The organism is Photobacterium rosenbergii, assembly GCF_003026455.1.
In the GTDB taxonomy this organism is placed as follows: Bacteria; Pseudomonadota; Gammaproteobacteria; order Enterobacterales; family Vibrionaceae; genus Photobacterium; species Photobacterium rosenbergii.
In genome coordinates this window covers 55,641-78,108 of the sequence record NZ_PYMB01000005.1, presented here as the reverse complement: position 1 = coordinate 78,108, position 22,468 = coordinate 55,641, and the positions used below count along the sequence as shown (strand labels likewise).

17 protein-coding genes are annotated in these 22,468 nt (G+C 49.2%); 13 read left to right on the top strand and 4 right to left on the bottom strand.

Annotation, left to right across the window (positions count from 1 at the left end):
* Positions 1–3: 3 nt before the first annotated feature.
* The 5 genes from C9J01_RS13875 to malQ all read left to right on the top strand — a co-directional run bounded on the left by C9J01_RS13875 (position 4) and on the right by malQ (position 9,379).
* Entirely contained in the window at positions 4–825 is an 822-nt protein-coding gene (locus tag C9J01_RS13875; RefSeq protein ID WP_107298754.1) for an alpha/beta hydrolase, read from the top strand.
* A gap of 174 nt (positions 826–999) precedes the next feature.
* Positions 1,000–3,804, top strand: a complete 2,805-nt coding sequence (locus C9J01_RS13870) for an alpha-mannosidase (RefSeq protein ID WP_107298753.1) — start codon at positions 1,000–1,002, stop codon at positions 3,802–3,804.
* The gene (locus C9J01_RS13865) at positions 3,740–4,141 is read left to right on the top strand and encodes a glycosyl hydrolase-related protein (RefSeq protein ID WP_158264543.1); all 402 of its coding nucleotides are present in this window, start codon (positions 3,740–3,742) and stop codon (positions 4,139–4,141) included. Before C9J01_RS13870 ends, C9J01_RS13865 begins: the two co-directional genes overlap by 65 nt.
* A 553-nt stretch (positions 4,142–4,694) precedes the next feature.
* Positions 4,695–7,151 (top strand): glycogen/starch/alpha-glucan phosphorylase, encoded by a 2,457-nt coding sequence (locus C9J01_RS13860; RefSeq protein ID WP_107298872.1) that lies wholly within the window; start codon positions 4,695–4,697, stop codon positions 7,149–7,151.
* A 41-nt stretch (positions 7,152–7,192) separates the two neighbouring features.
* A complete protein-coding gene (malQ, locus tag C9J01_RS13855; protein WP_107298751.1) occupies positions 7,193–9,379 on the top strand; it encodes a 4-alpha-glucanotransferase in 2,187 nt (728 codons plus the stop codon).
* A 61-nt stretch (positions 9,380–9,440) separates the two neighbouring features.
* Here the strand turns inward: malQ and C9J01_RS13850 are convergent, their stop codons facing one another.
* Positions 9,441–9,824 (bottom strand): DUF2799 domain-containing protein, encoded by a 384-nt coding sequence (locus C9J01_RS13850; RefSeq protein ID WP_158264542.1) that lies wholly within the window; start codon positions 9,822–9,824, stop codon positions 9,441–9,443.
* Positions 9,825–10,148: 324 nt separating this feature from the next.
* Here C9J01_RS13850 and C9J01_RS13845 point away from each other — a divergent pair, with 324 nt between their 5' ends.
* From C9J01_RS13845 to C9J01_RS13830, 4 genes are all read left to right on the top strand, one after another.
* Positions 10,149–11,534, top strand: a complete 1,386-nt coding sequence (locus tag C9J01_RS13845; RefSeq protein ID WP_158264541.1) for a sulfatase family protein — start codon at positions 10,149–10,151, stop codon at positions 11,532–11,534.
* A 69-nt stretch (positions 11,535–11,603) separates the two neighbouring features.
* Positions 11,604–12,776, top strand: a complete 1,173-nt coding sequence (locus tag C9J01_RS13840) for an anaerobic sulfatase maturase (RefSeq protein WP_107298748.1) — start codon at positions 11,604–11,606, stop codon at positions 12,774–12,776.
* Positions 12,777–13,124, top strand: a complete 348-nt coding sequence (locus C9J01_RS13835; protein ID WP_107298747.1) for a YidH family protein — start codon at positions 12,777–12,779, stop codon at positions 13,122–13,124.
* Positions 13,124–13,495, top strand: coding sequence for a DUF202 domain-containing protein (locus tag C9J01_RS13830; RefSeq protein ID WP_107298746.1), 372 nt, complete (start codon positions 13,124–13,126; stop codon positions 13,493–13,495). Before C9J01_RS13835 ends, C9J01_RS13830 begins: the two co-directional genes overlap by 1 nt.
* A gap of 9 nt (positions 13,496–13,504) precedes the next feature.
* Here the strand turns inward: C9J01_RS13830 and C9J01_RS13825 are convergent, their stop codons facing one another.
* Positions 13,505–14,044: an NUDIX hydrolase gene (locus C9J01_RS13825; protein ID WP_107298745.1), complete on the bottom strand. Its 540-nt coding sequence runs from the start codon at positions 14,042–14,044 to the stop codon at positions 13,505–13,507.
* 160 nt (positions 14,045–14,204) lie between these two features.
* Between C9J01_RS13825 and C9J01_RS13820 the strand changes: the two genes are divergently transcribed.
* The gene (locus tag C9J01_RS13820; RefSeq protein WP_107298744.1) at positions 14,205–15,374 is read left to right on the top strand and encodes a MerR family transcriptional regulator; all 1,170 of its coding nucleotides are present in this window, start codon (positions 14,205–14,207) and stop codon (positions 15,372–15,374) included.
* 102 nt (positions 15,375–15,476) lie between these two features.
* On the opposite strand, the gene C9J01_RS13815 is transcribed toward C9J01_RS13820, so the two are convergent.
* On the bottom strand, positions 15,477–16,433 hold the full coding sequence (locus C9J01_RS13815) for a LysR family transcriptional regulator (RefSeq protein WP_107298743.1): 957 nt from the start codon (positions 16,431–16,433) through the stop codon (positions 15,477–15,479).
* Positions 16,434–16,571: 138 nt separating this feature from the next.
* Here C9J01_RS13815 and C9J01_RS13810 point away from each other — a divergent pair, with 138 nt between their 5' ends.
* The 3 genes from C9J01_RS13810 to C9J01_RS13800 are packed head-to-tail and all read left to right on the top strand — an operon-like array spanning position 16,572 to position 20,713.
* Complete coding sequence (locus C9J01_RS13810; protein WP_107298742.1) at positions 16,572–18,029, top strand: aspartate ammonia-lyase; 1,458 nt, start codon at positions 16,572–16,574, stop codon at positions 18,027–18,029.
* On the top strand, positions 18,026–19,390 hold the full coding sequence (locus C9J01_RS13805) for an MmgE/PrpD family protein (RefSeq protein WP_237156968.1): 1,365 nt from the start codon (positions 18,026–18,028) through the stop codon (positions 19,388–19,390). Before C9J01_RS13810 ends, C9J01_RS13805 begins: the two co-directional genes overlap by 4 nt.
* 18 nt (positions 19,391–19,408) lie before the next feature.
* A complete protein-coding gene (locus C9J01_RS13800) occupies positions 19,409–20,713 on the top strand; it encodes an anaerobic C4-dicarboxylate transporter (protein WP_107298741.1) in 1,305 nt (434 codons plus the stop codon).
* A 411-nt stretch (positions 20,714–21,124) separates the two neighbouring features.
* Here C9J01_RS13800 and C9J01_RS13795 read toward each other — a convergent pair whose 3' ends face one another.
* A complete protein-coding gene (locus C9J01_RS13795; RefSeq protein WP_237156967.1) occupies positions 21,125–22,408 on the bottom strand; it encodes a cation:proton antiporter in 1,284 nt (427 codons plus the stop codon).
* Positions 22,409–22,468: the final 60 nt, after the last annotated feature.

Below are 22,468 nucleotides of genomic sequence, written 5' to 3'. Positions count from 1 at the left end.
ATTATGCTTAGCACTGACCGTTATCACATTATAAATAATTTCACCATGCCTCAATTAGGGCGTGAGAGAATCGTCCGGGTGTTGCTACCAAAAGGTTATCACCAGTCAGGACGTGATTACCCGGTTATTTATATGCATGACGGTCAAAACCTCTTCGATCCTGCAATTAGCTATGGCGGTGAGACCTGGCAAATACCGCAAAATGTCGATCAGTTCTTTGCCGGTGAAGAAGGTGTCATTGTCGTAGGGATTGATAATGGCGCTGAGTATGGTGGCCTTTGTCGAATGTATGAATATTCGCCATGGAAGATGGATCAAAGTTTTGATCTTCCAGACTGGGATACCAGCGTTTACCAGAGTGGAGGCCAGGGAAGTGATTACATAGCATTTATCGCTGACACCCTCAAACCTTACATTGATACTCACTACCGCACGCTTCCCGGCCGCCTCGATACATCGATTGCAGGCAGCTCGATGGGTGGCTTCATTAGTTTGTATGGTGTGATGGAGCGGCCTGATGTTTTTGCCAAAGCCGGCGTGTTCTCTCCTGCTTTTTGGTTTAACCAACCTGAAATGCTTAACTACCTCAACCATCGCCAACTTGACCAAGATGTACTCGTCTATATGGATATAGGAACAGAAGAGAGCAGCAGTCGGGGGGTTAACTTTGAGCAAATTTATTTAGAGGGTGCCAATACTATGAGTGCTGTGCTGAAAACCAAACCTCACCTCAGATTGCATTATGCGGTGGATGAAGGTGCGAGGCATACTGAATCGGCATGGGCCAAACGCTTTCCTGATATGCTTAATTTATTTTTTAAATAATTAACGCTATTTAAATCTATATTGACTGGTCGTCTTATTAGATGGCCATTTATTTAATATATCAAAATCACCATTATGACTTATTAATGAATCATCATTTAAGTCATATTGATGCTTGCTGATTAAAATATTCTTTACTCCACCTATAAATAATTTCATTGATAGGCTTTTCTTATGAACCCAAACAAAATAGAAAATGCTTCGAACCTGCTCGAAAGAATTGGTAGGAAAGTATATATCCCATTGTCAGAAATGAAAATAGAAGGCTGGTTATCAAAGGAGCCGCTTTCTTTTGCTGATAAGCGAAAGGGAGAGCATTGCCAGCTTAGAATTGGAGATTCGTGGGGAGGGTTATTTGATTGTGCTTGGATGAAATTATCTGGCCAAATACCTGCTATCGATGAAGGATTGGATTTGGTGTTGATGGTCGATATTGGTGGGGAAGGCTTGGTGCACGATGCAGCAGGCAACCCTATCCGTGGCATTACCAACAAAATGTCTTCTTACGGGATCCCACCGGATAAACCAGGCAAGTGGCTGGTGGAATTAAGTAAAGGGGTACTCGGTGAGACCATCGAGTTTTGGGTGGATGCCGGGTGTAACGACTTATTTGGTTATGTCCAAAATGGCGGGGTAATCACTGATGCACATTTGGGTACTTGTCATTCAGAGCTAAAAGCTCTGTATTACGATGTTGAGGTGCTGGTCGACTGGCTCAAGGGGGATAGCGGGCAAGTTTCCCACCAACCGAAAGGAGTGTCGACCAAAGATAAGCCTGAGTTGATTTCTAACGAGGCCCGCTTTGCTCGCTTTCATCAAGTTTTAGATCGCGTTGATCAGGCGCTGGTGCACTTTACTGATCAGGAAATTGCACTATGTCGGCAGTTGCTTGCCGATATTTACGACCAGCCATCAACTGGGGGAAGCGTTGATATCACCGCTACCGGCCATGCCCATTTGGATTTGGCTTGGATGTGGCCCCTGCGGGAGGGTAAGCGCAAGGCGATGAGAACATTTACTACAGCAGTTGCCAACTTGGATAAGTACCCAGATTACTTGTTTGGGGCGAGCCAGTACCAGTTGTTTGATTGGATCAAAGATGACTACTCGCAATTATTCGAACGTATCAAGCACCATGTCGTCGAAGGGCGGTTTGAATTGCAAGGCTGCTTCTGGGTAGAGTCAGATCTTAATCTGGTGAGCGGAGAATCTTTGATCCGCCAAATTATGTTTGGCCGCCAGTTTACCCTTGAACACTTCGGTCAGGAGGTCAATTACCTGTGGGAGCCGGATGTGTTTGGTTTCACGGCTACATTACCGCAGATACTGGTGAAGTCGGGCGTCAACTACATTGCATCGCAAAAGCTGTCACAGAACAAAATCAATCCATTCCCGCACCATCTGTTCCGCTGGCAGGGACTAGATGGCTCGGAGGTGATTATGCACAACTTCCCCGAAGATACCTATGATAGCCGTGCACGTGCCACATCCTCTTTGCGGCTGGAGGCTAATTACAAGGAGAAGGCCATTTTCAATCAAGCCTTGATGGTATATGGGGTAGGTGATGGCGGCGGTGGCCCCGCTGAAGAGCATATCGAACGATTCCAGCGGATCAAGGATCTCGAGGGCTTGCCCAAAGCCCGCAATGGCCGGGTAGATGATTTTTTCTCTAGGGCCGAAAGTAAGCGGGAGCAGTTACCTTCGCTCAAGGGGGAATTGTATTTCGAGGCACACCAGGGGTGTTTTACCACCGAGTCCCGAACCAAGCGGGGCAACCGTGACATGGAACATATCCTCCATGATCTCGAGATGATGATGTCTGTCACCCCGTGTAGTCGCGAGGAGCGTGAAGCTGTCAGCCAACTGTGGCGAGAAACGCTTACCCTGCAGTTCCACGATATTCTACCGGGCTCGTCGATTGTCAGGGTCTACCGGGAAGCAGAAAGCGACTACCGGCGTATGCTCGAGCAAGCCAGGGAGCTGTTGGCCGTTTTAGAAGTAAGGGTAGAGACAAATCTCAGCCTGGGTGGCTTCAACAAGCCATTTATTGCCTACAATACAGCGCCATTCGCTCGCAATGAGTGGATCAATATTGATGGGCGATGGCAAGAAGTGGCAGTTGGCCCGCTGGGTTATGCGGTGAATGAACAGGTTGAACAACAGTCTGAAGTGTTGATGCAGGCCACGCCGTATTATCTGGAAAGTGATTGCATGAGGGTGGAATTTGCCCCTGATGGTGGGATCCGCTCTATGTTCGACAAGCAATTGGCCAAGGAGTTTATTGCACCGGATAGCAGCACTGGCACTATCGGAAATGAACTGAGGGCTTACCATGAGCGCGCCAGCCAGTATGCGGCGTGGGACTTTGCCGATGGATACCGCGAGGGACAATCATCAGTGCTGTGTTTTGAGCGTGCTGAGGCTATTGTCGATGGGCCGCGAGCGGCGGTTAAACAATACTATCGCTACAACCAATCTGTTGTGGTACAGGAAATTGTACTGCTCGCAGGCAGCTACCGTGTTGATTTCCAGACTTATATTGACTGGCATGAGCAGGATGTATCCCTGAAGGCTCGTTTCCCTGTATCGGTGGTGGCCCATGAGGCGCAGTGCAATATCCAGTTTGGGGTTATCAACCGCCCGACCCATAGTGATGACTCGCATGCCGCAGCGAAAGATGAGATCCCTGCCCATAAATGGGTTGATCTATCAGATGGTGAATGTGGCGTAGCCATTATGTCGGATTCGAAATACGGTTATCGGGTTAAAGATCAGTCGCTTGAGGTGACGTTGCTGCGTTCGCAGAAGAAGCCCGGATCGGAGTTTGGCCATGAGGGAGAGGCAGGGTATACCGCAGATAACTTCGGGGATATAGGTGAGCATTTCTTTATCTACTCTATTTATACCCACGAGGGTGACTACCAGTCTGGGGGGGGTAGTCCAGCAAGGTTATGCACTGAACAACCCGTTGCGGGTTAAGTCCCTTGAGCCATTGCTTCAGGTTAAGGCACAAAATAAGGAAGCGTCTGCGGCAATGTCCTATCCCGATTCGATGACTCTGGTTAGCTCAAGCGAACCCGGTATCGTTGTAGAGACAGTAAAACCAGCAGAAGACGGTAGTGGCATTATCGTTCGTTTGTTTGAAACCTTTGGCTGCCGGTCACAGACATCCTTGCGGTGGGATAGCCGCCTGGGCAGTCGGGTACAGGAAGTCGATTTGATGGAGAGGCCGCTTTCTTATCAGAGTGCGCCGACCGAAAATAAAGTCATAACCCTTTCACCCTTCGAGATAGTGACCCTAAAAATCAGTCATTAGAACGGATCGGTCTCTGGATGAAACGGCATATTGTCTATTTGGCAATATGCCGTTTTTTTATTTCTTTTCTGAGTACTTTCCTGCTGGGAATTAGAGGTGTACGAAATGTGATTTCGTTCAAACTCTGCGCCCACCGATTGTGAATTCCATCACAATTCATCGGTGAGGGTATTTAGTCCAAAGTATGAACTGATTAATTTGGTAGTACGTCATGTACGACTACAATTTAACGGTTGGGCCTAAGTGGGTATTTATCGGATAGATATCTGTTTGAAAAGGCTTTATCGAAGTAAGACATGCTACATAGCCCATTTGTTGCTACTTAATCCCTATAGCCAAGGTGGTCGGCAGAGGAACGAGAGGGCAAACCAACCAGGATGAGGTTGGCGATGTTGTGGGTAGCGTTAATGGTCACGGAAAGTGCTTTGATACTGGTAGGAACTTTGCTGAAGGGGCAAATTCCCAGCTTGAATCTTCTTGCTACATGACAGCTTCAAAAGTTCAAGGCAATAGCTTTGCAGAACAACAATTCATTACTTTTATGGCGTTAATTATGTCTATGACAAAACAACAGTTTGATAAAAACACCTTCAAACAACGTGTAGCAATGTTTCTTTCATCTCACTATGCAGCCACTCCTCAGACAGCTTCTGCTCGCCAGTGGTATTTAGCTATGGGCAAAGCGCTAGCCGAGATCAGTACCGGTAATTTGTTAGCTACCGAAAAGAATCTTGCCGAGCAGAAAGCCCGCAGTGTTAACTACCTTTCACTGGAATTTTTGATCGGCCGCCTAACCGGCAACAACCTTATCAGCATGGGCCTTTACCAAAATGTTGCTGACGCAATGGAAGAAATGGGCCAGAACCTGACTGACCTTCTGGAAGAAGAGCGTGACCCAGCATTGGGTAACGGTGGTCTAGGTCGCCTAGCGGCTTGTTTCATGGACTCACTAGCAGCACAGGAATACCCTGCAGTGGGTTACGGTCTGCACTATGAGTACGGTCTGTTCCGTCAGTCTTTTGTTGATGGTCGTCAGGTTGAAGCGCCGGATGCATGGCGTGGCCTTGAAGGTTACCCATGGGAAATTCTTCGCCCAGAACTGAACCAAGAAGTTTGCCTGTATGGCCATGTTGAAGCTTACACCGATGAGAACGGTGTAGAGTGCCGCCGCTGGGTACCAGCAATGACCGTTGAAGGTGTTGCCTGGGATCTACCGATTGTCGGTTATGACAACAACAGCGTCTATCCGCTACGCCTTTGGGAGTGCCGTTCGAACGCTCCGTTCAACCTTGCCCGTTTCAACGACGGTGACTATGTTGGTGCCCAGTACTCTGCACTGGAAGCGGGCAACGTGACCAAGGTTCTTTACCCGAACGATAACCACGACCAAGGTAAAGCTCTACGTCTAATGCAGCAGTACTTCCACTGTGCATGTTCGGTTGCAGACATTCTGCGCCGTCACGAAGCAGCGGGTAACTCTATCGAGTCACTATCTGAGCTTGAGACAATTCAGCTTAACGATACTCACCCAACCATTGCTATCCCAGAGCTGATGCGCATCCTTCTAGATGAGTACAAACTAGGCTGGGACAAGGCGTGGGAAATCTCTTCGAAGACCTTTGCATACACCAACCACACACTACTTCCAGAAGCACTGGAAACGTGGAGCGAAGCTTTGATCCAGCAGATGCTGCCGCGTCATATGGAAATCATCTTCGAAATCAACCACCGTTTCATGAAGCTGGTTGAGCAAACTTGGCCGGGTAACAACGAAGTGAAGCGCAAGCTTTCTATCATCCAGGAAGGTCCACAGCGTATGGTTCGCATGGCTAACCTGTGTGTTGTCAGCGCATACGCCGTAAACGGTGTTGCAGCCCTGCACTCAGAGCTGGTTAAGCGCGATCTATTCCCTGAATTCAACGAGCTATTCCCTGGCCGCTTGACCAACGTAACAAACGGTGTCACTCCACGTCGTTGGATCAAATACTGTAATCCTGGTCTATCTGCTCTCATTAGCGAAAAAGTGGGCGATGACTGGCCGGCCAACCTTGAGAAAATTGCTGGCCTAGAGAAGTTCGCTGACGATGCAGCCTTCCAGAAGCGCTACATGGCAGTGAAGAAAGAAAACAAGCAGCGTTTGGCTGATTGGGTTGAAGAAAACATGGGTATCGAGCTTGATACTGATGCTATTTTCGATATCCAAATCAAGCGACTGCACGAATACAAGCGCCAGCACCTAAACCTGCTGAACATCCTGGCGCTATACCACCGCCTATTAAACGACCCAACGTTTGATATGCACCCTCGAGTATTCTTCTTTGGCGCGAAAGCAGCGCCGGGTTACGCACTGGCGAAAGACATTATCTTTGCCATCAACAAGGTGGCAGAGAAAGTAAACAACGACCCACGTCTTGGCGGCAAGCTGAAAGTGGTATTCATTCCTGATTACCGTGTCAGCTTAGCAGAAATCCTGTTCCCGGCAGCGGATGTGTCTGAGCAGATCTCGACGGCTGGTAAAGAAGCATCTGGCACGGGCAACATGAAGTTCGCGATGAACGGTGCATTGACCATAGGTACGATGGACGGCGCAAACGTTGAGATGCGGGAAGAAGTGGGCGACGAGAACATCTTCATCTTCGGCTTATTGGTTGATGAAGTACAAAAACTCAAGCAAGAGGGTTACGACCCTTACCGCTACTACCATGCTGATAGCCTGTTACGTGCAGCGTTGGATCTGCTCAATACCGATGAATTCACACCAGGTAACCCTGGCCAGTTGGCGGCAATTCGCCACAACCTGTTAGAAGGGGGCGACCCATACCTAGTGCTGGCTGACTTTGCCGATTATGTGAAGACGCAAGAGAAAATCGATGCCCAATACCGCGACCAGAAAACTTGGGCCCGCAAAGCTATTTTGAATACCGCACTCATGAGCAAGTTCAGCTCGGATCGCAGTATTCGTGATTATGCCAATAACATTTGGGGGCTGACCCCAGCCCACCGTCAATAAGGAAATAGGTAGCGGCCGGGAGGCCGCTATTGGAGCCAGTGATGATTGAAAAAACAGTACTAAACCAGGTTGCTGCTCAAGCCGGTATCGCTGATAGCTATACCAACGCCTGGGGTGAGCAAGAGAAAGCGCAAGAAACTATCGTTACCCGAGTGTTGCAGGGATTGGGTTATCAAACCACGACCGATGAGGAAATGAAGGCGTCGGCAGCAGAGGTGCATAGTTGCAAGGGGTTGATCGAGCCGGTGATCTTTGCCAAAGAAAACCACCCGATCCATGTCGATCTCTATATTGGACGTAGCATTCGCCCTGCTGATTTCAACTGGGAGATTATCAGCGAATCAGGCCAGACTATCCGTGGTGAGATCAAGCAGCATGTTATCTCCGATCAAAGGGATGCAGACGGGCCTCTGACTGTCTCATTGCCATATACCATGGAAATGGGGTATCACCGCTTTTTCCTACATCGCAAACGCAAAAAAACACCTTATGAAGCGGATCTGATTGTCACACCGAAATCTTGCTACAAGCAACCTGCGATGCTTGCAGGGCATAAGAGTTGGGGAACCAGTGTCCAACTGTACTGTTTAAAATCACATCACAACTGGGGGGTGGGTGATTTTGGTGATTTGAAATTACTGATCGCCAAAATCGCTGAGCAGGGAGGTGACTTTGTCGGCTTGAACCCGATTCACTCCCTTTACCCGGCCCAGCCGGATGCAGCAAGTCCGTATAGCCCGTCATCTCGTCGTTGGCTCAACATCATATATTTGGACGTTCCTTCCATTCCGGAGTTTGCTTTCTGTGCTGGCGCCCAGGAGAAGGTGGGTGATCTGGCATTTCAAAGCCGCCTAAAAGCCATGCGGGATAACGAGTGGATAGATTATACCGGTGTGACGGAAGCCAAGCTTGAAGTATTGGCGATGTTATACCAGGAATTTTGTACCCGTCATGAAGCGAATCAAACTGACTACGCCAAAGCGTTTGAGGCTTTTGTCGAGGAGGGGGGCGATTCGTTGCTGAAACAAGCTGCCTTTGATGCGCTCCATGCCGAGCTCAAGAAAGAGGACGAGACAGTGTGGGGATGGCCGGTATTCCCGCAACAATATCGCCACTTCTCAAAACGCGCAGTACAGAGCTTTATTGCTGATAACCAGGAACTGGTTCGCTTCTACATGTATTTGCAATGGAATGCGGAAATCCAACTCCAGGAGGCACAGCAACTAGCGCATGAAAAAGGCATGATGATTGGCCTTTACCGTGACTTGGCTGTCGGCGTGAGTGAGGGAGGTGTCGATGCTTGGGCCAGCGAGGGTGAATTGACCCTAGATCTCAGCATTGGCGCGCCACCGGATGTCTTGGGTCCACAGGGACAGAATTGGGGCTTGCTGCCGTTGAACCCTTCGATGCTGAAGCAACAGGCTTACCGTCCGTTTATCGAACTGCTAAGGGCAAACATGCGTCACTGCGGTGCTTTGCGCATTGACCATGTGCTGGGTTTATTGAGGCTTTGGTTGATCCCCAAAGGTGAAGGGGCAAGCAATGGTGTTTACGTCAATTATCCGGTAGAACAACTGCTTGGTTTGCTGTCGCTTGAGAGTCACCGTCACCAATGTGCGGTCATCGGTGAAGATCTCGGTACGGTACCGGATGAAATTGTGGGCTTGCTGCAAGAGGCCGGCGTACACTCCTACAAGGTCTTCTTCTTTGAGGCTGCTGAAGACGGTGGTTTCTATTCTCCAGCCCACTATCCGGTCCAGTCTATGGCGACACTGTGTACCCACGATATGCCAACCCTACGTGGTTTCTGGCATTGTGAGGACTTAAAAATGGGCAAAGAGCTAGGCCTGTATCCGGATGAGGAGCAACTTCAGACACTTTATGACAGTCGTCTTCACGACAAGCAGCAGATCATCAACAGCATGGACGGGCATGGTATGTTGCCGCCTGGTCTCAGCCGTGATGCCCGCTACCTAGAGATGGATCGCGTCCTTAGCCACAGTATGCAATGCCACTTGGCTGCCGGATCGTCGTCACTGCTGAGTCTGCAGCTTGAAGATTGGCTTGAGATGGATCTGCCCGTCAATATACCGGGCACAGTCGATGAGTACCCTAACTGGCGGCGCAAGTTAAATTGTTGCATCGAAGATATGATGAAACGCCAAGACGTACTGTCTTTGACCCAATTGATCACCGAAGCCCGACGTTCGGCGTCAAAAGTCGCATAAAATCGTAATGGCAAAGGAGTGGGGCCACTCCTTTGCCTAGTTTGGTTTCAGTGTGATGCGGCTAACGGGTTGAATTAACACTGCGGTTAATATTATCCCTTAAATTAGAGCCGTAATCTCTTATTTGACTTAATCCTAATTGGTAGTCGAAAGCAAAAGAGTTATCTATTTCATCGCAAACGCCTTTATATGGCTGGGACGTCAACCCTAACAAATAGGCGTCCTGTTCACAGTACGCTTGTTGACCCCTTTTATATCCATTTAAATATTCGTTGTAATTATCTTTGTCTGCATATGAGAATTTTGATTCTTGCTTTGCAACCTCTCCAGATAAACCGGTTCGGTAGCCGTGTTCATCCCAGTTATCAATGTTTGAGTAGGTATTTTCTGTTGAAGAACAGGCAGATAGTACAACTATGCTTAATGCGGTGAACAATCTTTTCATTATATTATCCTCTATCATACCGGGGGTTAATTTAATTATAGTTATTAACCCTTAATGAAAATTGAAATGTTGACTTATATATTAGTTAATTCTTCTTTTTTTCATGTTAGTCACAATATTGATTTATTCAAATTAAAAGAGTGCCAACCTTTAATGATTTTTATAAGTGAAACTTACTATTTTTCCTAGCAACAATTTTACGTGTTTTGTGATCCTGGTCATCTAACTGCTGATAGACATCTGTGATGAATTCAATACAATACCTGTAGATAGTAGTACAGCGTGAACGTCTAAGTGTGAATTTCAATATAAGGCATGGATAGTATGAGCACTACTTTGCAGAAAAAGCCCAATGTGATTGTGATTATCGCTGATCAGTGGTCAACCAAGATGGCGGATGGTTCCGGTGATGAGGGTAAGTTAAATACCCCTGGTATCGACCGTTTGGCCGAAGAAGGTATTCGTTATGAGCAAAGTTACAGCTCATACCCTCTTTGCTGCCCGGCCCGGGCAAGTTTGTTTACTGGTTTGATGCCACATAACCATGGCTTGATTGATAACGAAGAGATCATTGAGCATGTTACCGGTGAGTTTCCGACCACGGAGAATTTCCTGGCTCAAACAGAAACCATGGGTGAGGTGTTCGAAAAAGCAGGTTATGACACTGGCTTTTTTGGTAAGGAACACGCTGCCGGTTACGGTTGGAAAGGGATTGAAGACTTCGGCAGCATGACCTGCTCCCGTGGCGGCTACTTGGCAGAGGGCTCAGTGTTTGATCCGATTTTCACTAAAGATGCACTGGACTTTATCAAACGTGACCGTGATAACCCGTTCTACATGACGCTGTCTTTTATCAACCCTCACGATATCTGTAAAACATTGGGTGGTCCGGTCGGTGGCAAGAATATCTCCGATGCGATTTTCTTCTGCCGCGACGACGATGAGAAATACCTACGTGGCCAAGATCGTAAGCCATTACCGGACAATTTCACCGACCGGTTTATCTCGGGCATGATCAAGCATGAAGATTACATGTACAAAGAGCTCGAGGAGCTGGATGAAAACTACTGGCAGCAGTTTATTTCGACCTACGGCTTGTTGATTGAAAATACCGACTGGTTTATCGAGTTGGTGCTTGAAACCCTCAAAGCACAGGGACTTGAAGAGGACACCATTGTCCTGTTTACCGCCGATCACGGTGAGATGATGGGTAGCCACCGCCTGATCGCCAAGACGGTATTCTACGAAGAATCAGTAAAAACCCCGATGATCATTCGTTACCCGTCAGCGGTGAATCCTGGAAAAGTCGACGACAACAATATTGTTTCCACTGTCGATATCATGCCGACACTGCTTGATATGTGTGGCTTGGATGTTCCTGAGGGGATCGATGGCAGTAGTTTCAAGAACAGCATGACAGACAATGCCATGACTCATGAGGAAACATTCTGTGAAAGTTACTTTGCCAGAATGTTCCGCTTCAAGCAGTACAAATATGTCGAAAGCCATGTTTACGGTGAGGATTACCAAATCCTGATTGATCTTGAAAAGGACCCTAACGAGACCAAGAACGTATTTAACCAGCCAGGTTACGAGCAAGTGTCTGATTATGCCTCGACTCGGATGAAAGAGTGGTTGAAGCAAGAGGGTATCGGGCTTGAATTTAATGCCAAGAACCTGAAATCCAAATCGCTGGAAACAGCTGAATAACGAAATATAGCTCCTCCTTGCATCCACCAGCCAGTGCAGGGGGGAGCTTCCATTTTGTGGGAAACGACCATGACGAAACCGGCCCAGCAGCGCTTCCACTTGATGGCAAAGCCAGCCAGCTACAAATGCAACCTCAAATGTGATTACTGCTTCTACCTCGAGAAAGAAACCTATTACGGTGATAGCAAGAGTAAGATGGACGAACAGGCGTTGGAGCAATATGTTGCCAGTTATATTGCCGCTCAGCCCGATGATATTGTCCATTTTGCCTGGCAAGGGGGAGAACCCATGATGGCTGGGTTGGCTTTTTTCCGGCGTGCGGTCGAGCTGCAGCGCCAATATGCCAAGGGTAAAACGATCACCAATAGCTTTCAAACAAATGGGGTTGGTATTGATGAGGAATGGGCTAGGTTTTTCGCCGAACACCGTTTTCTGATCGGGATTTCCATCGATGGTGATGCGCCACTGCATGACGCCTACCGAATTTCGGTCAATGGCAAACCCACTTTCGAGCGCGTCAAATCAGCAATTGGGTTCCTGAAAAAGTATCGGGTCGAATTCAATACCATGACAGTGGTGAACGACAAAAACTGGAAGCATGGCAAGGCGACCTACCAGTTGCTGAAATCCCTCGGCTCCCAGCATATGCAGTTTATCCCGATAGTTGAGGCTGAAACAGAACCTAGCCAACTGCGTTCGCTTCAGGAGACACCCGCCATCCAGCCTTTTTCTGTGCCGCGTGAAGGATATGGCCAGTTTATGGTTGAAGTCTTTGATGAATGGCGCAAGCAAGATGTTGGGCAGATCCATATCCAATTGCTAGAAAGTGTCCTGGCAACTTGGCTCGGTTATTCCCCAGGGTTGTGTATTTTCAGCGAAAATTGCGGCAATGCCCTAGTCGCCGAAGCGAATGGGGACATTTACTCTTGCGATCACTTTGTCTATCCCGAATACAAGCTGGGTAACCTTGATGAGCTGGAACTTGCCGCCATGGTGGACTCACCCCAGCAACGTGATTTTGGTCTGGCAAAATCCGAGACTTTACCGTCTACATGCTTGTCTTGTGAGTTCAGACCCCTGTGCCATGGCGGTTGCCCAAAACAAAGAATTATCGATGCTGGAGAGGCATACCGGCACAACTACCTGTGCCCTTCATACAAAAAACTATTTGCCCACACCTCTGATTTTATGAAAAATACTGTACAGCAGATCAGGCAGCAAATGCATCAGGGGAGGGGATAGATGAAGTGGAGCAAAGAAGGGGAAGAGCCGGACTACCGCTTTACCTTGGCCAATGAGCGGACGTTCCTGGCCTGGATCAGAACTGCACTGGCCTTTCTCGCGGCTGCGATTGCCCTAGACCAGCTCACTCCGGAATTTGCCAATCCTGAAGTCAGGTTAATCCTCTCGGTATCCTTTGCCTTGGTATCGGCGTACCTTTCGATTCTTGCTTACCGCCGTTGGCGACGTAATGAGATGGCAATGCGCCGCAGTAAGCCGTTGCCCTATACCCGGCACCTCAAGGTGATGAGCGTCATTATGATGGGGCTGGTGCTGACCATAGTCGTCTTGATCATGAAGTTGTTCTGATGGCTGAAAAACAGATAGCCCACCATTTTGAGCCGTCCTCGCCAGAACCGATTGAGCGTAACCGTGATATCGGACTCCAACCGGAGCGTACGTTCTTGTCATGGTCGAGGACAATCTTGGTGTTGTTCCTTCACACGGCCGTGTTGGTGAAAATCGGTTGGAGCAAAGACTCCCCAGTGCTTTTTGTGACCGCTGGGATGCTGGCAGTGTCCTCGTTCGTTTTGTTGATTCTGGTTGAACTTCGGCGTGTGGATTATCGATATTCCCTTCCCTTGCTTAATCTGCGCAGTGTCGGTATGAATCTGTTTTTCTCCACCGCTGTCGCGCTCTCGGCAATCAGCTACGTGCTGGTGATGCTGGGTGTGATTTGAGCCTTTGTGTCAGATCAGCTGCTTCAATTTGGCTAATCCATAGGCATTCACACTGCTGGCATCGGTGATGGTGCCGTCAATAATCATTGCCTCGAATTCCTTCAGGCTGACCTTTTGGCTGATCAAGCCTTCCTCTTCGTCGTCCAAATCGGTCTCGGTATGTTCCAGCCCGGTTGCTAGGAAAATGTGGTAACCCTGGCTGGAATAGCCTGTGGCCAGGTGCTGGAAGCCAACATAAGTGAGCTGCTTGGCAACCAATCCTGTTTCCTCACGAAGTTCACCTGCGTCCAGTTCTGCGGGATCGGCATTTGGCTCTTCTTCCCACGAACCTTGCGGTAATTCCAGGCAACGTTTTTCCAGCGGGTAGCGGTATTGCTCGACCAGGTAGATGTGCTCATCTTCGATAGGCAGGACGATAACAAAATCTGCCTTCTCGACAACACTGTAGATCCCGCTGTTTCCGCTTTGGCGCTTTATCTTATCTTCCCGGACCGTCATCCATTTATTCTGGTAGACGACTTTACTATCAAGGGTGGTGATTTCTTTCATGGCAGCCAAACTATCCTTTTGTTGAAGAATGAATAATTTATCACTATTTAGTGGCTACTTTGTTGGTGCTAGAACAAAAGAATGGTTTGATAATGAGTATTCTTGACCTGTCTATAGCTTCATAGTTTAAGGTTACGGCTTCATTGCATAGGGCTTGGCCATGTATCGGATTTCAGAATTAGCAGAGCAAGTGGGACTATCGCGCTCTACCTTGTTGTATTACGAGAAGCTTGGCTTGATTGCCGGTAAGCGGCTTGATAACGGTTACCGCATCTATAGTGAGAGGGATCTCCAGCGCTTACGCTTGTTGCAGCAGCTGCAGGCCGGTGGTCTGACCCTCAAGGAATGCCAGGCCTGCCTCGAGGCCAAGGTTGACCGTGATCTACTGCTAAACCGGATGTATCAGCTTGACCAAGAGATTGCTCACAAACAGCAATCACGGGATTTGCTCGCCGCGATGCTGGGGGAGTCGGACATGACGGCATGGCACCAGTCGTTGGAACAAACAGCCCCAGATGCACATTTGGATTGGTTAATGAAACAGGGCTTTGATGAGAAGCAGGCTCTGAGACTGAAGTGGTTATCAAAAGACATGAATACACACGAACAATATATGGCGGACTTCAACAGGATTTTTCAAAGTCTTGACCGTTGGGGACCGGGTTTGGAAGCCGAGACCATCAAGGCTTTCGGTATGCTGCCATCAAAGCCTGAGAGTATTTTGGAAATTGGCTGCGGACAGGGCATTGCTACCACGGTGTTGGCAGATCAGTCCGACGCGGTGATCACTGCCGTCGACAATCATGAAGACGCCCTTAGCCGGCTGCAAGAGCGCGCTGCTGAGGCCGGTGTCGAAGGGAGAGTAGTTACCCAGTGCGCTAGCATGACGGATTTGCCATTTAGCGATGGTAGCTTCGATACGATTTGGGCCGAGGGCTGCGCCTATATCATGGGGGTCAATAACGCCTTCAATCAATGGCGGCGGTTGCTGAAAGACGGTGGTGTGCTGGTACTGAGCGATCTGGTCTGGCATACCGACAACCCAAGCGCGGAAAGGAAAGCATTCTGGAGCAAGGAATACCCAGATATGACAACTGTCGACGAGCGAATCAAACAGGCGCAGGCAGCAGGCTATGAAGTGCTCAAGCATTTTACCCTGAGCGACGAAGCATGGCAGGCGTACTTCTTGCCGCTTCAGCAACGGGTCAACGAACTGAAAGAGGCCATGGCCGGGTCGCAGGCGATTAAAGATATCCAGACTGAATTGGATATCTACCATCAGGGCTTCGAGCTGTTTGGCTATCAGGTGTTTATCCTTCAGAAGAGATAGTGCGGATACATTCTCTTCTACTAGCGGGAAAGGGAAGGCCAAAACGGCTGATTCCGCCAATTCAGCTATATAAGCAGAGTGCCGTTTTGTTGGATTTTTGATTCAGTGGGCTGGGTTTGTCTCCAGTCCGACAGACATCCACTCCCATCGGCGTTGAACCTCAAAGACTTTTTGGTTGAGGATAATATCGCGCACATCGGTAACAAATTGCTGCAATAAACTGTCTGATTCACCTTTGCGGGAGATCACCACGAGTTGGCGGGTCATGCTCGGCGGCGGAAGTGGGTGGCAGTCGACATGATCGAGCAGGTTGATCTGGCGCGCGAGGAAGGTAGGGGCAGTCAGTGACCAGCCAAGCCCTTCGGCGACCATGCCCAGCACATTGTCTGCCCGGTCCAGCGAATATTGGCTGCTGACATTGATATTTCGCCACTTAAGCCAGTTGTTGGTTTGGGTGCCAGTCGGCGTCCAGTTTTCATAGCCGAGATAAGGCTGGTTGCTGGCAAGGTTTTTGATGTCCTTTTGCGGCCAGTCTTTGGGGGTGACGATGACATACTGTTCGTTCAATAAAGGCATCATTGCCAAACCCTGTGGGACATCCTGGTTAGACATGGTAATGATGATGTCGCTCTTGCCTGCCTGTAGCGAAGCCAATAGCTCAGGTGCCGTACCTGTTACCTGATGTACATGGGCAACCTTGGGTTGCAGGTACTTAAGGATCTCGATACCGGCCAGCTGGGTGACGGAATCCACCATTCCCAGCCGTAAACGCGGTAATTTCCCTTTTTCAATGGAATGCATCCAGTCTTGCAATTTGCGTGATTCAATCAACAGTTTGCTGCCTTGTTCATAGAGCTCCCGGCCAGAAATCGTCAGTTGGATTGGCCGTTTGCTGCGGTCGAGTAGCTTGCTATCTAAGGCAAGCTCAAGGCTTTGGATCAGCTGGGAAACCGCTGACTGGGTCTGGTTGAGTTGCTTGGCCGCTTGGCTGAAAGAGCCAGATTCAACCACGGAAATGAAAGTTCGTAATTGGCGGAGATCAAAAGCAATATTATCCATAATTTGTGCTTACTATAAGAACAACTAATAGTATTCATTATATTGCCCACTGCTAGCCAAGTACCGATCGACTTCAAACTTTCCTTACATCATCTGCAATACAATTGCCTCAGTTAAAAAAATCAGTGGAATTGAGCAATGAGAAAAGAAGTCGATGTATTAGGTGAAATGATGCTGCCGGATGAGGCGTATTTCGGCATCCAAACCCAAAGGGCTGTCGAGAACTTTGCAGTTTCAGGCCGTACAGCTGCAGAAGTTCCCCACTATATTTGGTCGGTAGCAGCGCTCAAGCAGGCAGCGGCAAAGGCAAACTGCCATATCGGTGCATTGGATAAAACCATTGCTGATGCCATCGTCCAGGCTTCTCAGGAAGTGATGGATAATAGGTTTGATGACCAGTTCCCAATCGATGTGTTCCAAGGTGGCGGCGGCACCTCGACCAACATGAATGCCAATGAGGTCATCGCAAACCGTGCCAATGAAATCTTAACGGGTAACAAGGGCTCAGAGGCCGTTCATCCGAACACCCATGTCAATATGGGCCAGTCAACCAATGACGTTATTCCGGCGGCAATGAAGATGACTTGCCGGATGAATCTGCATGCCTTAATTGCTGAAGTCGCAGGGCTTGAAGCCATGCTGGAAGAGAAAACCCAGGCGTTCGACCATGTGGTTAAACTCGCTCGTACCTGCCTGCAAGATGCCGTACCCATCACCCTAGGCCAACAGTTCAGTGGTTACCTTTACCAGACCCGTCGCCTGCACCAAGCTTTGATTGCTGCCAGCCAGCAGACTCTGGATTTGCCGCTCGGGGCAACGGCTGTCGGTACTGGTTTGTCGACCCATGAAGGCTACCTAGAGCAGGTATATGTTGAATTGCAGGCTATCACCAATGAGCCTTTTGTTGCTGAGGAAAACTTCTTCGACGGATTGCAAAATGGTGATGCCTACTTGGAAGTTGCGGCACAATTGAAGAAATTGGCGGCATTTTTATCAAAAATGGCAACAGATTTCCGTATTCAGGGCAGTGGTCCTCGCGCCGGTTTCAATGAATTGTTGATCCCTGCGGTACAGCCTGGCTCGAGCATTATGCCGGGCAAGATCAACCCTGTTATGCCTGAGCTTATCAACCAAATCGCCTATCAGGTTATTGGCAATGATGTCGCGATCACCATGGCCGTCGAGGGCGGTGAGCTGGATCTCAACGTTTGGGAGCCGGTGATTATCAAGTCGCTGTTCGAGTCCTGCTCCCTACTGACCAATGCCATCCCGCTGTTTGTCGAGAAATGCCTCAAAGACTTGCTACCCAATGAAGCGGTATGCCGCGAATATGCCGAGAAAAGTACCGCTCTGGCGACGGTAATTGCCACTTTGTTCGGCTACAAGGTAGGCAGCAAAGTCGCTGTAAGGGCGTTTGAGGAAAACCGCACCGTCCGGGATGTCGTGTTGGATGAGAAGTTGCTTACCCCAGAGCAGGCTGATTATCTGCTGGACCCAATGGTGATGACAGATCCAAAAGCCAGCGCTGCAGCGGTAAAACGTTACCAGTCTGAGATGAAAGAGGAAGCGAGTGCCACTTTAGAGGAAATGGCATGATGAATACGCCCTTATTGGCCCAGATCGCCCATTGGTGCGTCAACCTCAAATGGCAGGATATCCCTGAGCCTGTGGTTGAGGTTGCGCGCACTGCCTTAACAGATTACATCGCGGTTACGATTGCGGGCAACGAGATGCCTGTCGCGCAAAATATTCAGAAACTGTCTGCTTTAAGGGCTCCTTCAGGTCACTGCAACCTATTTGGTACTAGCCAGACAAGTTCGGCAGCGTATGCCAGTTATGCCAACGGTGCAGCTTCCCATGCCCTGGATTTTGATGATGTCAGTTGGGCCACTATAGGTCACCCTACCGTGACGGTAGCCCCTGCTGCATTTGCTGTGGCACAAGAGCGTCAACTTGGCGGTGAAGCGATATTGCTGGCTTATATTGCAGGTGTCGAAGCCCAGCATCAGATCGCCCGTTGGTTGATGCCGGCCTTATCAGAACAGGGGTGGCATACCACACCGACCATAGGTGTGTTCGGCGCGGCAGTAGCGGCAGGTATTTTGATGGATCTTGATGAAGATAGCTTAACCCATGCCTTGGCGATTGCAGCTTCATCGGCGTCGGGTGTTCGTGGCAACTTCGGTAGCCAAACCAAGGCCATGCATGCCGGCCTTGCTGCCTTCAATGGTGTCAACGCTGCTGAACTGGCGCACATAGGTGTAACTGGGCAGCCGAATGTCATCGAAGCAGCCGATGGTTTTGGCCAGTGTTTTGCTCAGCGTACAGACTTTGCCCAAGCTTCTGTTTCTTTGGGCGAATACTGGGACTTGTTGGAAAACGGCTTGGTCTTCAAACAATATCCTTGCTGCAGCGGCAGCCACCCTGCCATCGACTGTTGGGATGAGTTGCTACAGGCGCGTCACCTTGCTCCAGAAGACATTGAGTTTATTCAGGTAGGTGCTAGCTTGCTCGGTCCTAGGGAACTTGTCTGCTCAAATCCGCAAAATGCTATTGAAGCCAAATTCTCGATGCAATACGCCTTAGCTGCCCGCTTGATATACGGCGGGGTGGGCGTGGCAGAGTTTGTTGATGACAAAGTGCAGGATGAGCGCATTCAGGCATTAATGGCTCGGATCCAAATGCGGGTTGATCCCGAATTGGAAAAGCTGGGTTTCATTGGTACCGCACCAGTTAAGATCCGGGTAACCCTGACTTCTGGGGAAACCATTGCAATCGCCAATGACCTTGCCAAAGGCAATCCGGAAAAGCCCCTTTCCAACCAAGATATCGAGAAAAAATTCACGGCCTGTGTAGTGCCCAAAGTCGGCGAGGGAAGAAGCCGTCAGTGGTTGGCGTTACTGGCTCAATTTGAATCGGCCAGCAGTGCCGAAATTAATGAACTCCTGAAACAATAACAGGAGCGGAGGTATCCAATGATTATTATCCATGCGTGTTTACTATTAGGTGCGATTGTTCTTGCTGCCCGCCTCGGCGGGATCGGGGTAGGTTTGGCTGGAGGGCTTGGGATGGCAATAGCTGTCTTTGGCCTTGGCTTGCCGCCGGGCGATATTCCGGTCTCGGTTATCCTAATTATCATGTCGGTGATCCTTGCCTTGTCTGTGATGCAGCAGGCTGGTGGGATGAGCTACATGGTCAATGTCGCCGAACGTATGCTGCGCAACCACCCGCGTCACATTAATATTCTCGCGCCTGCCACGACCTTTATTCTGACTACCTTAGCGGGTACGGGTTATACCGCCATGTCAGTACTGAACGTTATCCAGCAGGTGGCCAAAGAAAATGGTGTACGTCCTAGCCAGCCATTGAGCTCGGCGGTGGTTGCCTCCCAGATAGCCATTACGGCCTCTCCGATTTCGGCAGCTACAGCAGCAATGTACGTAGTGGTTGAGCAAATGGGCGTTGGCTTCGGTACGGCATTGAGCGTCATTATGCCTGCGGCCTTGTTTGGGGTTATCGTTGCATCTTTCATTGCCAGTCGCCAAGGCTGCGAGCTAAAGGATGATCCGATCTTCCAAGAGCGCGTTGAAAAAGGGCTGGTTAATTTCACCCCTGAGCAGCAGAAGCATCAGGCGCCATCGGAAGAGGCAAAACGTTCGGTATGGCTGTTCCTTGCGGGTGTTGTATTCATTGTCGCCCTGCTGTTATTCAAACCACTGCTTGGCCACGACTTAGGCTCGCGCGACATCATTGTTATCGTCATGATGCTGGTAAGCTTTGTGACGGCCATGGTTTGTAAGGTACCGCTAACCTCTATCAAGAAAGCGCCGATCTTTGCCGATGGCGCTGAAAGCTTGGTGGTTATTCTGGGCATTGTATGGCTCAGTGCAACGATTATCGGCGTGCATATCCCATCGATTGAAGCGGTAGCTGGTGGCGTGCTTGAGCAATATCCAGCGCTGCTAGCCGTGGTCTTCTTCGGCACATCAGCACTGCTATTTAGCCAAGGGGCAACCAGTGCGCTGCTTATTCCAATTGCGGCCTCGCTAAATGTCGACCCAGCCACGATTCTGGCAAGCTTTGTCGCAGTGAGTGCGCTTTACATGACCAACATTTATCCGACTACAGCTTTCGCGATTGCTACCGATGACACCGGTTCATTCTTAAGTCGCCGTTGGAATGGCTGCTACATTGTTAACCACCCGTTCTTCCTACCGGGCATGTTAGGCATCGCAGCAGCGGTACCATTTGGTTTTGTATTGGCGAACATCTTTGTGTAATGCCTTAGATTAAGCCAAGGCCCAAATAAAGAAGCCCCAGCAATGTTATTGCTGGGGCTTTTGCGTTCGTTAGGCTGACGGATACTTTCCATCAGAGCTTAAACTGGTTCGAACGAGATCAGCTCTCGTGACCGAAGTTGTAGTGGATGAAGCAAGCGGCTCCAGAGATAAGAGTAGCGAGTGAAAAAATAACAAATCCCATACGTTTCTCCCTTCAGGCTCAGTAAGTCTAAATAACTTCAAAACATGACTTATCAGTATCACGGCTGATGGGGCGGGAACATCATTTTTGATAGGTTTATCATCAATGATTCGTCCTTGGTCACAGATCACGATATTTTACACTATTTTTGCTAGCTAAATTAGGCTTTTAGTGGCGTTTTATCTTGATTGGTGGCGGGGCAAGGAATTCTACAGGTTCTTTTTACAAGCCTGTTGGGATTGGCGAGCCAATCGGTTTGCCCATATGTTGGCGCTGATCCCATGGGTGACCACACATAAGGTGACGGTGCAAACAACCACATCGACCAGGATAGACTCGCTTGTAAGCGGGTTGTCGATAGCGATGAGCAAGAAAACAATACTGGCGAGGCCCCTTGGTCCGAACCAGCCCAAAAACAGCTTATGCTCCAAGCTCTCATCGGTGCCGTGGAGGGATATGACTATAGGGATAATACGGATTACCGTGAGGCTCAACAGTGAGTAAAACAGCACATCGAGTGAAATACCGAGCCAGACTTGCCCCACCACGGCAGCACCGAAGATAACCCAGGTCAGCATGACTATTAGCTCGGCAAAGCCTTCACTGGCTAGTACCAATTCGTGGGTGTCTTTTTTCGCGAGTTTACCGAACAGCAGTCCTCCTACAAAAGCGGCAATGTAGCCACTGCCATGTAAGGTTTGCGCCACGGCAAAGCTACTGAAAGCCAGAGCGATAACCGGAATCTGCAGCCATATGCTGGTGAACCATCCTTTGAAGTAGCAGTACTTCACGATGGCTGCTCCTACCCCAGTTAAACCAAGTCCTACAACAGCGCCGATACCTATCTCTTTGATAAATAATGTCAAGGCTAGGCTTGTTCCTTCGGTTTGGCTATTTACTGCCAAGGCGATAAACAAGAAAAGTACAGGCACACACAGCCCGTCGTTGAGGCCACTTTCTGCATTGAGTCCTTCACGTAGGCGGGCGGGTACAGATTTGTTGCTCACCACACCTTTTCCCAATGCTGCATCTGTTGCGGCCAGCATAGTAGATAAAATGCAGAGTTCGAAGAAGGGCATCTGCGGGAAGAACATCCAGCCGATAATCGCACCCAACGCGATAGTCATCGGTAAGCCGATTAGCAACATACGACCGGGGATGTGGGAAAATTTCTTGAGTAGTGATAAATCGGCATTGGCAGCATCGATAAACAACACCAGGGCAAGGGCCAGATCTGCTACCACCCGAAGTTGGACTGCATCGACATTGATGTCCAAAACCCTCAATACCAATGGTCCGCTAATCAGGCCAAAAGCGATGAAAATCATCGGTCCCGAGATAACACTTCTCTCAATACGACCGGCCACAGCACTGAACAGGAAGGCAAAAATTGCCAGAACTGCAAGGTTGTAATACATAGCAAACCACCAGGTTGCCCGAAACAGCAGTGACGACTGCGATACCCATGATTCTAGCTTGTTGAATCCTCCCATTGTCCCAAAGCTGAGAAACTGGCCTGACAGCGATAGCTAAAATAGCTATACAGCGAGAAC

Excerpts from the sequence above, each read along its gene's own strand:
- C9J01_RS13800 (WP_107298741.1), top strand. The coding sequence starts at position 19,409 with ATGATTATTATCCATGCGTGTTTACTATTAGGTGCGATTGTTCTTGCT.
- C9J01_RS13845 (WP_158264541.1), top strand. The coding sequence starts at position 10,149 with ATGAGCACTACTTTGCAGAAAAAGCCCAATGTGATTGTGATTATCGCT.
- C9J01_RS13875 (WP_107298754.1), top strand. The coding sequence starts at position 4 with ATGCTTAGCACTGACCGTTATCACATTATAAATAATTTCACCATGCCT.
- C9J01_RS13860 (WP_107298872.1), top strand. The coding sequence starts at position 4,695 with ATGTCTATGACAAAACAACAGTTTGATAAAAACACCTTCAAACAACGT.
- C9J01_RS13870 (WP_107298753.1), top strand. The coding sequence starts at position 1,000 with ATGAACCCAAACAAAATAGAAAATGCTTCGAACCTGCTCGAAAGAATT.
- C9J01_RS13835 (WP_107298747.1), top strand. The coding sequence starts at position 12,777 with ATGAAGTGGAGCAAAGAAGGGGAAGAGCCGGACTACCGCTTTACCTTG.
- C9J01_RS13820 (WP_107298744.1), top strand. The coding sequence starts at position 14,205 with ATGTATCGGATTTCAGAATTAGCAGAGCAAGTGGGACTATCGCGCTCT.
- C9J01_RS13810 (WP_107298742.1), top strand. The coding sequence starts at position 16,572 with ATGAGAAAAGAAGTCGATGTATTAGGTGAAATGATGCTGCCGGATGAG.
- malQ (WP_107298751.1), top strand. The coding sequence starts at position 7,193 with ATGATTGAAAAAACAGTACTAAACCAGGTTGCTGCTCAAGCCGGTATC.
- C9J01_RS13830 (WP_107298746.1), top strand. The coding sequence starts at position 13,124 with ATGGCTGAAAAACAGATAGCCCACCATTTTGAGCCGTCCTCGCCAGAA.
- C9J01_RS13805 (WP_237156968.1), top strand. The coding sequence starts at position 18,026 with ATGATGAATACGCCCTTATTGGCCCAGATCGCCCATTGGTGCGTCAAC.
- C9J01_RS13825 (WP_107298745.1), bottom strand. The coding sequence starts at position 14,044 with ATGAAAGAAATCACCACCCTTGATAGTAAAGTCGTCTACCAGAATAAA.
- C9J01_RS13840 (WP_107298748.1), top strand. The coding sequence starts at position 11,604 with ATGACGAAACCGGCCCAGCAGCGCTTCCACTTGATGGCAAAGCCAGCC.
- C9J01_RS13815 (WP_107298743.1), bottom strand. The coding sequence starts at position 16,433 with ATGGATAATATTGCTTTTGATCTCCGCCAATTACGAACTTTCATTTCC.
- C9J01_RS13795 (WP_237156967.1), bottom strand. The coding sequence starts at position 22,408 with ATGGGAGGATTCAACAAGCTAGAATCATGGGTATCGCAGTCGTCACTG.
- C9J01_RS13850 (WP_158264542.1), bottom strand. The coding sequence starts at position 9,824 with ATGAAAAGATTGTTCACCGCATTAAGCATAGTTGTACTATCTGCCTGT.